Origin of the sequence: Novosphingobium fuchskuhlense (genome assembly GCF_001519075.1) — a bacterium.
Classification (GTDB): Bacteria; Pseudomonadota; Alphaproteobacteria; order Sphingomonadales; family Sphingomonadaceae; genus Novosphingobium; species Novosphingobium fuchskuhlense.
Window position 1 is genome coordinate 1,036,401 of the sequence record NZ_KQ954244.1, and the last position, 14,823, is coordinate 1,051,223.

Consider the following 14,823-nt stretch of genomic DNA (forward strand, 5'->3'; position numbering starts at 1 on the left):
TGCTGGCGGGGCGAGCGAGGTCTATCGGCGATGGCATGGCGCTGATTTCGAACCCGAAGCTCGCGTGGATCTTGCGCTGCGGCTGGCAGGGCAAGTGCCCGCGCTGCGGCAAAGGACATATGTTCGCCGGATGGCTGAAGCTCGCCAGAACCTGCGGCCATTGCGGCCTCGACTACAGCTATGCGCAGACCGACGATGGCCCCGCCTTTTTCGCCCTGTGTATCACCGCGTTCCCGCTCGTCTTCGTGGTGGTTTATGTGCAGGTCAAGTTCGATCCGCCGTGGTGGGTCCACGTGTTCACCTCGCTGCCGATCCTGCTGCTCGGCTGCATTGCCTCAATGCGGCCGTTCAAAGGCTGGCTCGCCGCCTCGCAATATGTGAACAAGGCGGTCGAGGCGGGCACCGAAGGCCTCTGGGCCGATCTCAATGCGCGCGAAAAGACGGACGATCTGGCTTAAGCCTTGCGATAGTCCGCCGTAATCGCGCCGCAGGAGAGCAGCTCTTCCTCGTGACTCACCTCACGCCAGGTCTCCGCCAGCGCGGCGGTTTCCCATTCCTGCATGGCAGGGTGGGCGATCACGCGATCCACCCATGCCCGACCCTCACCCACATCAAGGCCATAGGTGCGGATGCGGTATGCGACCGGCGCATAGAAGGCGTCGAGCACGCTGAGCGCCTCACCCGCCAGCCACGGCCCGCCAAAGCGCGCAAGGCCCTCCTCGAGGATCTCGCGCACGCGTGCCACGTCGCGCACCAGCGCCTCGCGCATCGGGCGCGGCTGGACGCGCACGCCCACGTTCATCGTGCAATCATTGCGCAGCGCCGAAAAGCCGCCGTGCATCTCGGTAACGGCGCTCTGCGCAAAGGCGCGCGCGGCGGGATCCTGCGGCCACACGCCCTCGTGCCGGTCCGCAAGGTACAGCACGATGCCCAACGAATCCCATACCTTCGTCTCATCGTCGAGCAGGACCGGTACCTGGCCCGTGGGTGAGAACGCGCGGAACTCATCATAGTTCGAAGGCTTGGTGAACGGCTCGATGCGGTCCTCAAAGGGAATGCCCAGCCCCTTCATCAGCACCCACGGGCGAAGCGACCAGCTCGAATAATTCCGGTTGGCGGTGATGAGGGTATAGCTCACGGCGCTACTCCGCGTAATGCGCCGTGGTCTTGGCGCGCAGGTCCTCGGCGCTCACGCCCGGCGCAAGCTCGATCAGCTTGAACGGCGAGGCGTGGTCCGCCCGCGCGAAAACGGCAAGATCGGTGATCACCATGTCGACCACGCCCTTGCCGGTCAGCGGCAGGGTGCAAGCCGGGATGAACTTGGGGCTGCCGTCCTTGGCGCAATGCTCCATTACCACGATGATCTTCTTGACGCCCGCGACAAGATCCATCGCGCCGCCCATGCCCTTGATCATCTTGCCGGGGACCATCCAGTTGGCGATGTCGCCGTTCTCGGCGACTTCCATCGCGCCCAGCACGGTAAGGTCGATATGCCCGCCGCGGATCATCGCGAAGCTCTGCGCGCTGTCGAAATAGGCCGATTGCGGCAGTTCGCTGATCGTTTGCTTGCCCGCGTTGATGAGATCGGCGTCTTCCTCTCCCGCGAGCGGGAAGGGCCCGATACCGAGCATGCCGTTCTCGCTCTGCAGCGTCACGGTCATGCCTTCGGGAATGTGGTTCGCCACCAGCGTCGGGATGCCGATGCCAAGGTTCACGTAGAAGCCGTCCTGCAGCTCACGCGCGGCGCGGGCGGCCATCTGGTCGCGGGTCCAGCCCGTGGTCAGTCCATCATGCTTGGTCATCAGCCGACATCCGTGTTGCGAACCGTGCGGAACTCGATCTTCTTCTCATAGGGCGAACCCACGATCATGCGCTGGACGTAGACGCCCGGCAGGTGGATCGCATCGGGATCGAGGCTGCCGGTCGGGACCAATTCCTCAACCTCGACCACGCAGACCTTGCCGCAGGTTGCCGCCGGCACGTTGAAGTTGCGCGCGGTCTTGCGGAACACGACATTGCCCGTCTCGTCTGCCTTCCACGCCTTCACCAGCGCCAGATCAGCGAAGATGCCTTCCTCGAGGATGTAGTCCTGCCCGCGGAAGCTCTTCACTTCCTTGCCCTCGGCCACCAGAGTGCCGACGCCCGTCTTGGTATAGAAGCCCGGAATGCCGGCGCCGCCAGCGCGCATGCGCTCGGCGAGCGTGCCCTGCGGGCAGAATTCCACCTCGAGTTCGCCGGCAAGATACTGGCGCTCGAATTCCTTGTTCTCGCCCACATAGCTGGCGATCATCTTCTTTACCTGCCGGGTGCGCAGCAGCTTGCCGATGCCTTCGTTGTCGATCCCGGCGTTGTTGCTGGCGAACGTGAGGTCCCTGACCCCGCTCTCGCGCACCGCATCGATGAGACGCTCGGGGATGCCGCAAAGGCCAAAGCCCCCGCAGGCGATCAGCAGGCCATCCTTGAGCAACCCATCAAGAGCGCTGGCGGCATCGGGATATAGCTTCTTGGCCACGCGAATCCGGCTCCTTCTGTCAGTCACGCTTCTCTAGCGAACGGACGCGCGATGTCACCCCAGCGCCAGCCCCAGCAGGGCCGAAAGATCGCCAAGCGCCTGTTCGCCGCTCGTCACCTTGATCGCGTGCATGCCCAGCTTTGCCGCCGGTTTGCAGTTCACGCCCAGATCATCGAGGTAGACGCAGTCCGCCGGTTCCAGCCCCAGTTTCTCGCACATCATCAGATAGATGCGCGGATCGGGTTTGCGCACGCCGGCCTTGCTGCTCTCGATCACATGCTCGAAGCGGGCGAAGATCTGCTCCAGCGCATCGCTGTGGTCATCGCTGCGGGCAAGTCCGGCTCCGTGGCCCGTCGGCACGTTGTTGGTGATGCAGGCAATCCGGTACCCGGCGGCTGTGAGCTGATCCAGCGCGCGCACCAGTGCGGGGCGCACCGTGCCTGCCAGCACCGCCAGCACATCCGCGCCCGCAAGGTCATGCCCCGCCGCGCGGGCTTCGGCGGCAAACAGCGCATCGAACTCCGCCGCGCCGATCTCCGCGCGTTCGAACTTTGCCCAGGCATTGTCGTCAGGATTGGCCGCGTTGACCCGGCGGACGAAATCCTGCGGCAGGCCGCGCGCCGCCTCGAGCCGGTTGAACGATTCGAACGGAGACGAGGTGATCACGCCGCCAAAATCGAAGACCACCGCTGCAAAAGTCCGCTCCGTCACCCTCTCCGCTCCCTCATCCTCGCGCCCTTTCGCGCATAGCGGTCGCCGCGCCGCGCGCAAGGGCGGGGATTTGACATGGATCATTGGGCTTCGGTCCGGATCGGGTCTAGTGGTATCCGCGTAGCCAAGCCCAAGGAGAACCCCCATGCGCTCCATTCTTTGCCCAGCCGACACTGCCGAAACGCTCGACGACCGGGTTGAAACTGCGCTTGCGCTGGCGCGGGCCCTGCGCGGCCACGTCACGTTCCAGATTGCGACTCCGTTTGCCCAGATGGCGCTGTGGGAGCCTTTCGGCGGCGCTGCGCTTTCGGCCGAAGTGATCAATGAAGTGCGTGCGGCGGATGAGCAACTCGCCAGGGACCTCGATGCGCGGCTTTCCCGTGATGACGTTGCGTTCGATGTCGTCCTCACCGATCAGGGTCGGGTCGAAGGCGTGGCCGCCGCCGCGCGCTTCACCGATCTGGTCGTTGCCAGCCTCGATGATCCGGCGCTCGAGGAAATCGCGCTCGGCTCGCGCTGTCCGGTGCTCGCGCTGCCGCGCGGTGTCCCGCTGCTCGCGTTCGACAAGCCGGTGCTCCTGGCCTGGGACGGTGGGCACGAGGCGGCCGCCGCGATGCGCGCGGCGCTGCCGCTGCTCACACTCTTCAGCGCGGTCCACATCCTCATGGTCCGCGAACACGAGGACAGCTTCCCGGCGCGTGACGCGGCCTGCTACCTCTCGCGCCACGATATCCATGCCGAAGTCCATGAAGTGGAACGGCACGGTGCGATTGCCGCCACGATTGCCGAAACGGCGCAGGAACTCGGCGCGGGGCTCATCGTTATGGGCTTGTTCGGCAAGAGCCGCCTGCGCGAATTGCTTCTCGGCGGCGTGTCGCGTGCGCTGCTCGACAGCTCGAAGGTGCCCCTGCTCCTCGCGCATTGAGGCCGTCGGCCTTCCCCTTGGGGCATGCTGCAGTGCAATGTTCGGGGTCACCAGGTTTTGGCATTGCGGGTGCGGCAAGGAGTCATGGCGCTGTAATGACGGCCAAACTTCGGGTTTCTCGGCTCTGAAGGCCATGCCTGTTGCAAAAAGTGCAACCGTTGTGGCCCATTTCGCACTTGCGAACAGGGGGTGATGGTTGCATATCAAAATGGCCTTTCAGGCATCCTCTCCCAAAACTTTCAGGCCCGGTTGGCAACGACCGGGCCTTTTTTCTGTCAACGCTATCAGGTTGGGCTGGGCCGGAAAGCCCTCACCACTGCCGCAGAGCTTGACTGCGAGAGCCTCGCAGCGTATCGGCCCGCTCCTGATTCCGGGCTGCGCCATGCGCTGGCCTCGGGCAAACCGATTCGAACGAAAAGAGCAAACCGATGAAGCGCACTTTCCAGCCCAGCAACCTCGTGCGTGCCCGCCGCCACGGCTTCCGCGCCCGCACGGCCACTGTCGGCGGCCGCAAGGTCCTTCGTGCCCGCCGTGCGCGCGGCCGCAAGAAGCTGTCGGCCTGATCACTGAGGCACCTGCCGCGCCCGCAGCACCTGCGGCGGGCCAGCGGCTCGGTATCATCGCGAAACGCGCCGATTTTCTCGCCGCGAACACTGGAATCCGGGTCGCAAGGCCCGGTTTCGTGCTTTTGGTGAACCCGCTGGCGCGGCCTGATGGCTTGCAACGCTTCGGGGTCACTGTCACCAAGCGCATCGGAAACGCGGTCGCGCGCAACCGTATGAAGCGGCGCCTGCGTGCGCTGGCCCGGGACGTGCTGCCATTGCGGGGTATCGCCGGAGCAGACCATGTCCTGATCGGCCGGGAAAACGGGATCGAGCGTGACTTCGACCTGCTGCGTCAGGAGCTAGAGGCGGCCCTCGGCCGCGCCGCTGCGGGCAAGGGCGATCCGCCGCGCAAGCCCGGTACCAGAGGCAAGCCGAAGGGGCGCGGCAAGTGATCCGCCGCCTGCTGATCATTCTGGTGCGGCTCTGGCAGCTCGGTCCGTCCGTGCTCCTGCCGCCGTCCTGCCGCTTTAGTCCGTCCTGCTCGCACTATGCGATCGAGGCGCTCGGCCGGCACGGTGCGATTAAGGGTGGTTGGCTGACGGTGAAGCGGCTATTGCGCTGCCATCCCTGGGGCGGCCACGGCCACGATCCTGTTCCTTAGGCCGGTGCCTCAAGGCGCATTCGGCACCAAAGATTTACGACGCGAGGCAGAGTGGAAAATCAGCGCAATGTGATCCTGGCGATGGTGCTCATGGCCCTCATGCTCGTCGGCTGGGACTTGGGCATGCGGTACTATTACCCGCCCGCGCCCAAGCCTGCTGCCGGCGCCACCGCCGCAGCGGCGCCCGGTGCCCCTGCGCCCGCGCCCACGCTCAAGCCCACCCGCGAAGGCGGTCTGCAGGCCCCCGCTGACATCGCGCTCGAAAAGCATGAACTCGCAGCCGCGCTTGCCGCCGGTCACCGCGTCACCGTCGACGCGCCGGGGCTCAAGGGTTCGATCAATCTCGTGGGCGGCCTGGTCGATGACCTCACGCTCGCCCGCCACCGCGAAACGCTCGACAAGAACAGTCCGCCGGTGCGTCTGTTCTCGCCCCCCGGCACGCCGGAACAGCACTATGCCCAGCTCGGCTGGGTTGGCCAGAACGGCGCCGCCGCGCCGGGGCCGGACACGCTCTGGCAGGCCGATGGTGCGAAGCTCACCCCCGCCACGCCGGTGACCCTGCGCTGGACCAGCCCCACCGGCCAGACTTACGCGCTGCGCTATGCGATCGATGCGGACTACATGATCACGGTGACGCAGTCGGTCAGCAATGCCGGTACGGCTCCGGTGCAGATCAAGCCCTTTGCGCTCGTCAACCGCACTGATCGTACCGCGAGTATCGACACGTGGAACGTCCATTCGGGCCCGATCGCCGCGTTCGATGGCGCCGTGACGTTCGCCAACAACTATTCCGACGTGAAGACCGCTGGCACGGTCAGCCCGGCAGGCACGGCGAACTGGATCGGCTTCACCGATATCTACTGGCTTTCCGCGCTGATCCCCGACACGGCGAACGGCGCCGCGCAGCCCAAGGGCGATTTTCGCAACGTCGGCCCCGATATCTTCCGCGCCGATCTCATCTATCCGGTGGCCACCGTCGCCCCCGGGCAGACCGCGACACAGACCGTGCGTCTTTTCGCCGGTGCCAAGGAAAACAACGTCCTCGAAGCCTATGAGAAGCAGGGCGCGACCAACCTTTCGCTCTCGATCGACTGGGGCTGGTTCCGCTGGTTCGAGAAGCCGATCTTCTGGCTGCTCGATTCGCTGTTCCGCGCGGTGCACAACTTCGGCCTCGCGATCATCCTGCTCACGCTGATCGTGCGCGGCATGATGTTCCCGGTGGCACAGCGCCAGTTCGCCTCGATGGCCGCAATGCGTGCTATCCAGCCCAAGCTCAAGGTCATCCAGGAACGCTTCAAGGACGACAAGCAGAAGCAGCAGCAAGAGATCATGGCGCTCTACAAGGCGGAAGGGGTCAACCCGCTCGCCGGCTGCCTGCCGATCTTCCTGCAGATCCCGGTGTTCTTCGCGCTCTACAAGGTGCTCGTGCTCACCATCGAGATGCGCCACCAGCCCTTCGTCGGCTGGATCAAGGACCTGTCCGCACCTGATCCGCTGCATGTGCTCAACCTGTTCGGCCTGCTCCCGTTCACCCCGCCGGCCTTCCTCGCCATCGGCGTGCTGGCGATCCTGCTCGGCATCACGATGTGGGCGCAGTTCAAGCTGCAACCTGCGGCGATGGACCCGGCGCAGCAGCAGGTCATGGCGCTGATGCCGTGGATGATGATGTTTGTGATGGCGCCCTTCGCGGCGGGCCTGCTGATCTACTGGATCACCTCGAACCTGCTCACCATCGCGCAGCAGAAGTATCTCTACAGCAAGCACCCGCAGCTTAAGGCGCAGGCCAGCAAGGACCAGCTCGATATCGACCGCGTGGTTGCCCGCGAGCAGAAGGCGCAGGACCCCAAGGGCGGGCCGCGCAAGCCCAAAGCGCGATGAGTGAACTGACCGAATCGGAGGCCGCAGCCCGCGCGGAAATGGAAGAGCGTGCCCGGCGGTTGTTTGCCGGGCCGATCACCTTTCTCAAGTCCGCACCCGCCCTGAAGTTCCTGCCCGATCCCACGGTGCCCGAGATCGCCTTTTCGGGGCGCTCGAACGTGGGCAAGTCCTCGCTGCTCAACGCGCTCACGGGCCGCAACTCGCTGGCGCGCACTTCGGTCACGCCAGGCCGCACGCAGGAACTCAATTTCTTCGATGTCGCCGAGCCGGTCCAGATGCGGCTGGTCGACATGCCCGGCTACGGATTTGCCAAGGCGCCGCCGAGCGTCACCGAGCAGTGGAAGCGCCTCGTGCGCGATTTCCTGCGTGGCCGCGTCGTGCTCAAGCGCACGCTGCTGCTGATTGACGCGCGGCACGGCATCAAGCCGGTCGACGAGGACATGATGCAGATGCTTGACGAGGCCGCAGTCGGTTACCGCGTCGTGCTGACCAAAGCGGACAAGATCAAGGCCAGTGAACTTGCCGCCACTGTCGCCGCGACCGAGGTGGCCGCGCGCAAGCGCACTGCCGCCTATCCGCAGATCCACGTCACCTCTTCGGAACTCAAGATGGGCATTCCCGAACTGCGTGCCGCCATCCTGGAAGATGCGGCGATCTAGGTCCCGGCTCTAGGCCGCCCGGCTCGATTGCCGCTCCAACAACACATCCAGCGCCACTGGCCGCTCGATGAAGTAGCCCTGCGCATAGTGGAAGCCCGCCAGAGTCGCTTCCATCAGCTGCATTTCGGTCTCGATCCCCTCGAACACGCATTCGAGGTTGAGCGAACGCGTGAGGTTGAAGATCGCGCGCACCAGCCGCCGTCCCTCCGCATCATCCAGCCGCAGTGCGAAGCTGCGGTCGATCTTGATGATGTCGATGGGCAGCATGTGCAGCGTGCTGAGGCTGGAATAGCCGGTCCCGAAATCGTCGAGCGCGATCTTTGCCCCGCAGGCGCGCAATTGCTCCAGCGCGGCACGAGCCGCATCGAAATCGCAGATCAGAGATGTTTCTGTGATCTCGAACACTAGCCGCTGCGCATCAATACCGCTGCGGGCAATCCGTTCGATCAGCGCGGCCACCGTGCCGGGATCGGTGATATCGGTCGGGGCCAGATTGAATGACAGCCGCTGGTCCGATGGCAGGCGCGCGAAGTCCGTCAGCACCCGGTCGAACGCCGCGAGGGTCACAGTGCGGGCCATGCCGAGCCGTTCCGCGGCCGAAAACAGCAACTCCGCCGGTACCGCCCCGATCATCGGCGATTCCCAGCGCGCCAGCGCTTCCACGCCCACCATGGTCAATGAACGGGTGCGCATGATCGGCTGGTAGACCATCGCCAGCTCGCGCTTCAGGTCTGCACTGTGGAGGGCCGCTTCCAGCGCCTGCTCGGACCGGATGATGCGCTCCAGTTCCGAGGAAAAACGCACGATGCCTCCGCGCCGCGCCTTCTTGGCATGATAGAGCGCAAAGTCGGCGCGGTCGAACAGGTCATGCGCCGAAGTCCCTGCCTCGGGCCAGGCGGCCAGCCCGCCCGAGCAACCGACCGAGACGACAATGTCGCCCAGCGGCACCGCTTGCTGCACGCGCTCGCACAGCCATGCACCCTTCGCTTCGGCCGTTTCCAGTGATCCCTCGATGATCAGCCCGAATTCGTCGCCGCCCAGCCTCGCGATCACGCAGTCGGGACCGCTTGCTGTCTGCAGGCGCTCGCCGATCACCTGCAGCAGGCGGTCGCCTTCGGCGTGGCCATGGACATCGTTGATCGGCTTGAAGCGGTCGAGGTCGATCACGCCGATCGTGAAGGGCGACGCCGGTTCGCCGCGTGCAAGCAGCGCATCGAGCCGCGCGAAGAAATAGCGGCGATTGGGCAGGCCGGTCAGTGGATCGGAATGCGCGAGCCGCGCGTTCTCTTCCGCCAGATGCTGTGCCTGTGCCCGCTCGTGCTGAAGCGCCGCGCGTGAATCTTCGAGCGCGGTGAACGATCCGAAGGAATCGCGCAGAACCTTGAGCACGACCACGCCGACCATCAGGATGTTGAGCGCCATCGAACCCATGGTCACCGTGCCGCGCGCCAGGCAATAGGTAAGAAACACGCCCAGCACCGTGTAGCAGACAAGGTGCGCCGCGCGTGGCAGGTAGGTGAGGCAGAAGATGCAACCCATCACCGTGATCGCCACGAATACCGTGACATGGCCGTGCTGGTCGCCGGTGCCATATTGGTCAAGCGCAAGCGCCCACGTGACGAACAGGACCGACAGCAGCGTTGCCATGATCTCGGTCCGCCGCAGTATCCGCCGCGCGCTTTCAAGCGTGACCGCGCCCTCGTCGACCGGCTGCAGCCAATGCATGAGCCGGATCAGGCAGGCACCGATCAGGATCACTGGAAGTTCAACCGAGAGCCAGCGCGGCGCACTCACGTGATGCGTATAGGCCAGCGCTGCCGCGTTCATCGTCAGGATGAGGTACATCGGCGGCATCTGCTGGCGCAGGCGGAGAACCTGTTCAACAGGTAGCGGCCGCCGTCCGGCCGCCTCGCCGGGAAAGCCGTCATGCCCGCCGGGCCGTTTTTCAGAGGCGTGTGCCTTCAAACCCATGGGGCCTTATGGCCTGCCCGGCCTTGTCCCCGCGTTGCCTGCACCCTCCGCGCGAATGCGCCGGGACCCACTAGAAAAAACTAACCTTCCCGCCCGCCTCGACACCACAGCGGCGACGGCTTAGGCATACCGGTCATGAAGCTCGTGATCGGCAACCGTTCTTATTCCAGCTGGTCGCTGCGCGGCTGGCTGGCAGCCCGCCAGTCCGGTCTTGCCTTCGAGACGCAAGTGATCCCGCTCTATGGCGAGGGCTGGGAAGCAACCAAAACTGCCATTCCCGAGCTGGCCCCCGCGCTAGGCAAGGTGCCGGTGCTCTGGGACAACGATGTCGTGGTGTGGGACAGCTTCGCCATTCTCGAATACCTGGCGGACAAGGTGGGACGCGACCGGTACTGGCCCAAAGCGGACGATGCACGCGGCATGGCCCGCGCGATGGTCGCTGAAATGCATGCGGGCTTTGCCGCTATGCGCGGTGAACTGCCGTTCAACTTGCGCATGGCGCCGACCGCCACGCCGCTCACCCCCGCCGTGCGCGCCGATGTCGAACGCATCCTGACCCTTTGGGCGCAGGCCCGTGCCCGCTTTGCGCAAGGCGGGCCATTCCTGTTCGGCACTTTCAGCGCGGCGGATATTGTGTTTGCGCCAGTCGTGGTGCGGCTGCGCCAATATGGGGTGCCGGTGCCGGGCTTCGCCGCGACCTATATGGACGCGGTGTGGGAACACGAATGGCTCGAAGCCTGGCGCGCCGCTGCCGAAGCAGAGCCATGGGCGATCCCGCATTTCGATGCGGCGGCAAAGACCTGAGATCGGTCCGAATGGTCAGCGGATTCTGTCGCTCTCATAGGGCGTGCCGTCCTTGCGGAAATAGCTGTCGCCGGTGAACATCATGTCGATGTCGGAATAGCCGCCGTTGCCGTCATGATCGCCCGCTGCCGCTGCGATCAGCACGCAGTCCGCAGTTGAAACGTTGCGCAGGCAGTGCCCATTGCGCTCGCCTGCCGGAAAGCTGGCGCAATCGCCCGCGCGCATCAGATGCACCCCACTATCGTCGACAAGCTCGGCCTCGCCCGAAAGGATCACGACGAACTCGTCCTCGGCGTCGTGCCAGTGGCGCTGCGATGACCATGCGCCGGGCTTGAGCACGACATGGCTTACCCTGAGGTGCGTCAGCCCGCTCGCCGGGCCGAGCCGCCGATACCAGCGCCCCTGAACCTGCTCGTCAAACGGGGCAGGATAGCCGGTGCGGTTGGTCTGGGGAATGACATCCATGTCGAGCCTGGGCATTCGGGGTCCTTTCTTCGTCGCAGTCTCTGGTCTAACGCGGCTCCATGTCCATGCCCAGCGATGTCCTTGCCCGCACGTCCGCACTGATCGAGGCGCCCAGTGTCACCCCTGCCACCGGCGCAGTGTTTGATGATCTGGAGTCCATGCTCGCACCACTCGGCTTTGCCGTTCACCGCTTCATTGCAGGGGAGCCGCCTGAAGGCCCGGTTGAGAACCTGTTCGCGATCCGTCAGGGCCCGCCAGGCAGCCGCCACTTCGCCTTTGCCGGGCACCTTGATGTCGTGCCGCCGGGCGAGGGCTGGTCGAGCCCGCCGTTTGCCGCCGAGGTGCGGGAGCTTCCCGGCGGGAGGGTGCTTTACGGGCGCGGCGCTGTCGACATGAAGGGCGCGATTGCGGCTATGGTCTGCGCTGTGGAGCAGATCCCCGTCGAGGCCGGAACGGTGAGCTTCATCATCACCGGCGATGAGGAGGGCCCCGCCAAGTACGGGACGGTGCCGCTGATCGCGCATATCCGCGATCTGGGCGAAGTGCCGGACTTCTGCCTGGTGGGCGAGCCGACTTCGGTGCACCGGCTGGGCGATATGGTGAAGATAGGGCGCCGCGGCTCGGTCAATATCTGGCTGACGGCCAAGGGCGCGCAGGGCCATGTCGCCTATCCGCACCTTGCCGACAATCCGATCCCGCGCCTTGTCGCGCTGCTCGCGGAACTCGATGCGCTGGTGCTCGACGAGGGGAGCGCGTGGTTCCAGCCCTCGAACCTCGAGATCACCGATCTCGAAGTCGGCAACCGCGCCACCAATGTGATCCCGGCGGAAGCCCGCGCGCGGCTTTCGATCCGCTACAACGATCACCACACCGGGCAGGCGCTGGTTGACCGCGTCACAGAGATCGCGGCCAGGCACCGCACCGAAGTGCGCGCGACCCTGCACGGCGAGGCCTTCATCACGCTCCCCGGCGCGCAGTCCGCACTGGTTGCAGCGGCGGTCGAGGCCGAAACCGGCATCAATCCCGAACTCTCAACTACTGGCGGCACGTCCGACGCCCGCTTCCTTCGCGCGCTGTGCCCGGTGATCGAGTTCGGCCTCACCAACGCGACGATGCACAAGACCGACGAGGCGGTGGCGGTGGAGGACCTCGAAGTCCTCGTGCGCATTTATCGCCGCATCGCCGAAGCGGCATTGCGAAGTTAGCGGGCGTGAAAGTGGCCCGATACCTGATCCTCATGGCGCTGGGCCTGCTGGCTGCCTGCGATGGCAAGGTCGATGCCGTGCGCTACCGCTTGACGGTGATGGTGCAGACCCCCGAAGGCGTGCGCACCGGCTCGGGCGTGATCGAGACCGGCGTTCAAAAGCTGGCTGTGGGTACAGGGTTCGAAGGCATCGACTTTCCGCTCAAGGGCGAGGCTGTTGCGGTAGACCTACCCGACAGCAGAGTGCTTGTGGCACTACTTGCCGGGGCGCAGAATCCGTACGCCGGCACCAAAGACTACTTTCGAGACGTTTTTGCGAACGCCATGAGGCACGGCGCGGCTTCCACGCCGCCGCTGCCGAGGCAGTTTGGCGGTTGGGAAACGGCCGAAGCGCACGCGGCCCTGCGTGGCATCAGGCCACGGCTGACCCTGCCGGTCGAGGACTATCCACTGCTCGTCACGTTTGGTGATCCGGCCGACCCGAGAACCGTTCGCCGGGTCGCGCCCGATGATTTCACCTCTGCCTTCGGCCCGGGCTACGCGCTGCGTTCGATCACCCTCACGGTTACGGACGAACCTGTTTCGCGCGTGCTGGTGAAGCGGCTGCCGTGGGTGCCTGAGGCTAACAAGCGGGTGAATGCGGACGCAGGGCTCGGGGCGGGCGATTTCCAGCCGCTGTTCACGGCAGACTGACGCAGCTGCGTTACCGCGCTTTCCTCAGCACGATATAGACCGCGCCGTCGCCGCCATGGCGCGGCTGGGCTGGTCGCACCGAGGCGATGCGCCCCGCTTGCGGGCTTGCGGCCAGCCAGTCAAGCAGTCTGGCACGGATCGCACCGCGCTTGTCGCCCGGTTCCAGGTGGTTGGGTAGCCCGTTTTCCGCCACCGGGCGGTGCTTGCCCGCGATCAGCAGGATCACCCGTGCGCCCATCGCCAGGGCCTGCTCGATCCCGCCGTTCAGTCGGCTGTGCGCCAAGGCGATGGAAAGACCGTGAAGGTCGATTGTCACATCGGGCTGGAGCGGTCCGCGCGTCAGCTTGCGCTCCCAGCTCGAATCGAGCCCGCCAGCGGTGAGGGGACGCACCGGGGTGGCCGCCGCCACCGGCTCCGAGCGCGGCGGGGGCACGCGGCCTTTGACGCGCTTGGGCGGCAGGGGCGGCGGCTCGTTCTGCGCCGCAGTTGATGCGATGGCAGGCACGGGACGTTTGGGATGGATCGGGGTTACCGTCGCTGCGACCCGCCGCCACAAGGCGGCTTCCTCGGGGCTCAGCCCTCGTGGGGGCGCTCTCATTGCCTGCCCAGGCGGGCCAGAGTGCCCTTTGGCAGCAGGATCAGCGCTTGCCCCTGCGCACGCATGCCGCCGGCGATGGCGCGCGCTTGATCGCCCGCACCCCAGAAGCTGTCGAACCGGTTGGGCCCCTTGATCGCCCCGCCGGTATCCTGCGCCACCCAGAGCCCGCTGATGCCGCCATCACCCTGCAGCCAGACGGGCGCGCCCAGCGGCACGAAGGCCGGGTCGGCCGCCAGTGTGGTGCGCGGGGCAATCGGCACGCCCAGCGCGCCCACCGTGTCCTGCCCCGTCCGCTCGCGGAAGAACACATAGCTCTGGTTCTGCCGCATCAGCGCGGCCCCTTCGGCCGGATGCTCGTGAATATAACGCAGAATGCCCTGCATCGAGCCGGGATACTGCCCCGGCCCGCTGCCGATCAGCCCCTGCGCGCGCATCACGCTGCCGATGCCGGTATACTGGTACCCGTTCTGCCCGGCAAAGCCGAGCCGCAGCACGGTGCCGTCCGGCGCGCGCAGGCGGCCCGAACCCTGCACTTGCAGGAAGAACAGTTCGGCCCGGTCCGCCACCCAGGCAATCTCCAGCCCCTTGCCTGCCAGTGCGCCGTTCTCGATTGCGGCGCGATCGAAATAGGGCACGAAGCGCCCGGTCTCGTCATAGCGGCCAAGCGGCATCGTGCCATCGGGCTGCGGCGGCGCGTCGCCGGGGCGGGCGCGGACAAGATCGGGCGGCAGGGCGAAGACCGGCACGTCAAAGCCCGGCTGGCGGGTACGCACGCCGGCGATCTCGGGCTCATAGTAGCCGGTGACCAGCGCCTCGCCGCGCGCCACGGTTGCGGTCTCGAAATAGCGGGTGAAGAAGCCTCTGGCGTCCTCCGCCGGCCATGCAGCGGCGGCCGCGCAGGCCGGGGCCCAGTCTTCCGGCCGGGTGAGGCCGCTCGTATCGCTGCGCCGGATCAGGCGCGGACAACTTGCGGCAAAGGCACTCAGGGCGGTGCGGGCATTGCTCTCGCTGAAGCCGAGGCCTGCTGCCATGGGGCCCGGGCGCGTGCCGATCAGGGCCGCATTGGGCGCCCGGGGCGGCACCGGTGGCACCGGGGCGCCTTCTGGAATGAGCGGAATGCAGCCCGAAAGCAGCGCGGGTGCCAGCACGGCGAGCCAGGCCGGCGCACCGGCCCGTCGTGCCCGCCTTACCGTCACG

General features: G+C 66.0%; 18 protein-coding genes. 10 read left to right on the forward strand and 8 right to left on the reverse strand.

Going from position 1 to position 14,823, the window contains the following annotated elements; translation table 11 throughout:
* The first annotated feature begins 35 nt into the window (after positions 1-35).
* A complete protein-coding gene (locus tag AQZ52_RS04690; protein ID WP_067906826.1) occupies positions 36-458 on the forward strand; it encodes a DUF983 domain-containing protein in 423 nt (140 codons plus the stop codon).
* Here the strand turns inward: AQZ52_RS04690 and AQZ52_RS04695 are convergent.
* Genes AQZ52_RS04695 through AQZ52_RS04710 form a run of 4 tightly spaced genes read right to left on the reverse strand, consistent with a single transcriptional unit; the run spans position 455 to position 3,223 of the window.
* The gene (locus AQZ52_RS04695) at positions 455-1,138 is read right to left on the reverse strand and encodes a glutathione S-transferase family protein (protein ID WP_067906828.1); all 684 of its coding nucleotides are present in this window, start codon (positions 1,136-1,138) and stop codon (positions 455-457) included. The two genes, AQZ52_RS04690 and AQZ52_RS04695, sit on opposite strands and share 4 nt — an antisense overlap.
* Before the next feature lie 4 nt (positions 1,139-1,142).
* Positions 1,143-1,802 (reverse strand): CoA transferase subunit B, encoded by a 660-nt coding sequence (locus tag AQZ52_RS04700; protein ID WP_067906829.1) that lies wholly within the window; start codon positions 1,800-1,802, stop codon positions 1,143-1,145.
* Complete coding sequence (locus AQZ52_RS04705) at positions 1,802-2,512, reverse strand: CoA transferase subunit A (protein WP_067906831.1); 711 nt, start codon at positions 2,510-2,512, stop codon at positions 1,802-1,804. Before AQZ52_RS04705 ends, AQZ52_RS04700 begins: the two co-directional genes overlap by 1 nt.
* Before the next feature lie 54 nt (positions 2,513-2,566).
* The gene (locus tag AQZ52_RS04710; RefSeq protein WP_067906833.1) at positions 2,567-3,223 is read right to left on the reverse strand and encodes an HAD-IA family hydrolase; all 657 of its coding nucleotides are present in this window, start codon (positions 3,221-3,223) and stop codon (positions 2,567-2,569) included.
* A 145-nt stretch (positions 3,224-3,368) separates the two neighbouring features.
* Between AQZ52_RS04710 and AQZ52_RS04715 the strand changes: the two genes are divergently transcribed.
* The 6 genes from AQZ52_RS04715 (at position 3,369) to yihA (ending at position 7,891) form a co-directional block, all read left to right on the forward strand.
* Positions 3,369-4,148, forward strand: coding sequence for a universal stress protein (locus AQZ52_RS04715; protein WP_067906835.1), 780 nt, complete (start codon positions 3,369-3,371; stop codon positions 4,146-4,148).
* 428 nt (positions 4,149-4,576) lie between these two features.
* Positions 4,577-4,711 (forward strand): 50S ribosomal protein L34, encoded by a 135-nt coding sequence (rpmH, locus tag AQZ52_RS04720; protein WP_058735136.1) that lies wholly within the window; start codon positions 4,577-4,579, stop codon positions 4,709-4,711.
* A 56-nt stretch (positions 4,712-4,767) separates the two neighbouring features.
* On the forward strand, positions 4,768-5,145 hold the full coding sequence (gene rnpA, locus AQZ52_RS04725; RefSeq protein ID WP_082697690.1) for a ribonuclease P protein component: 378 nt from the start codon (positions 4,768-4,770) through the stop codon (positions 5,143-5,145).
* On the forward strand, positions 5,142-5,354 hold the full coding sequence (yidD, locus tag AQZ52_RS04730) for a membrane protein insertion efficiency factor YidD (RefSeq protein ID WP_067906839.1): 213 nt from the start codon (positions 5,142-5,144) through the stop codon (positions 5,352-5,354). Before rnpA ends, yidD begins: the two co-directional genes overlap by 4 nt.
* Before the next feature lie 51 nt (positions 5,355-5,405).
* A complete protein-coding gene (gene yidC / locus AQZ52_RS04735; RefSeq protein ID WP_067906841.1) occupies positions 5,406-7,232 on the forward strand; it encodes a membrane protein insertase YidC in 1,827 nt (608 codons plus the stop codon).
* Complete coding sequence (yihA, locus tag AQZ52_RS04740) at positions 7,229-7,891, forward strand: ribosome biogenesis GTP-binding protein YihA/YsxC (RefSeq protein WP_067906843.1); 663 nt, start codon at positions 7,229-7,231, stop codon at positions 7,889-7,891. The genes yidC and yihA overlap by 4 nt, the downstream gene beginning before the upstream one ends.
* Before the next feature lie 9 nt (positions 7,892-7,900).
* Here yihA and AQZ52_RS04745 read toward each other — a convergent pair whose 3' ends face one another.
* Positions 7,901-9,862, reverse strand: coding sequence for a putative bifunctional diguanylate cyclase/phosphodiesterase (locus AQZ52_RS04745; RefSeq protein WP_082697554.1), 1,962 nt, complete (start codon positions 9,860-9,862; stop codon positions 7,901-7,903).
* Positions 9,863-9,997: 135 nt separating this feature from the next.
* On the opposite strand from AQZ52_RS04745, the gene AQZ52_RS04750 reads away from it, so the two are divergent.
* On the forward strand, positions 9,998-10,666 hold the full coding sequence (locus tag AQZ52_RS04750) for a glutathione S-transferase family protein (RefSeq protein ID WP_067906845.1): 669 nt from the start codon (positions 9,998-10,000) through the stop codon (positions 10,664-10,666).
* Positions 10,667-10,681: 15 nt separating this feature from the next.
* Here AQZ52_RS04750 and AQZ52_RS04755 read toward each other — a convergent pair whose 3' ends face one another.
* Positions 10,682-11,146, reverse strand: coding sequence for a cupin domain-containing protein (locus tag AQZ52_RS04755; RefSeq protein ID WP_067906847.1), 465 nt, complete (start codon positions 11,144-11,146; stop codon positions 10,682-10,684).
* A gap of 44 nt (positions 11,147-11,190) precedes the next feature.
* Between AQZ52_RS04755 and dapE the strand changes: the two genes are divergently transcribed.
* Positions 11,191-12,336, forward strand: a complete 1,146-nt coding sequence (dapE, locus tag AQZ52_RS04760; RefSeq protein WP_067906849.1) for a succinyl-diaminopimelate desuccinylase — start codon at positions 11,191-11,193, stop codon at positions 12,334-12,336.
* 11 nt (positions 12,337-12,347) lie between these two features.
* Complete coding sequence (locus AQZ52_RS04765; RefSeq protein ID WP_156424781.1) at positions 12,348-13,028, forward strand: hypothetical protein; 681 nt, start codon at positions 12,348-12,350, stop codon at positions 13,026-13,028.
* A 10-nt stretch (positions 13,029-13,038) separates the two neighbouring features.
* Here the strand turns inward: AQZ52_RS04765 and AQZ52_RS04770 are convergent, their stop codons facing one another.
* Both AQZ52_RS04770 and mltA read right to left on the reverse strand, forming a co-directional pair.
* Entirely contained in the window at positions 13,039-13,626 is a 588-nt protein-coding gene (locus AQZ52_RS04770) for a Smr/MutS family protein (RefSeq protein ID WP_067906853.1), read from the reverse strand.
* Positions 13,623-14,822 carry a murein transglycosylase A gene (gene mltA, locus AQZ52_RS04775; RefSeq protein WP_205626411.1) on the reverse strand — a complete coding sequence of 400 codons (1,200 nt, stop codon included), beginning with the start codon at positions 14,820-14,822 and terminating at the stop codon, positions 13,623-13,625. Before mltA ends, AQZ52_RS04770 begins: the two co-directional genes overlap by 4 nt.
* Between the last annotated feature and the right edge of the window lies 1 nt (position 14,823).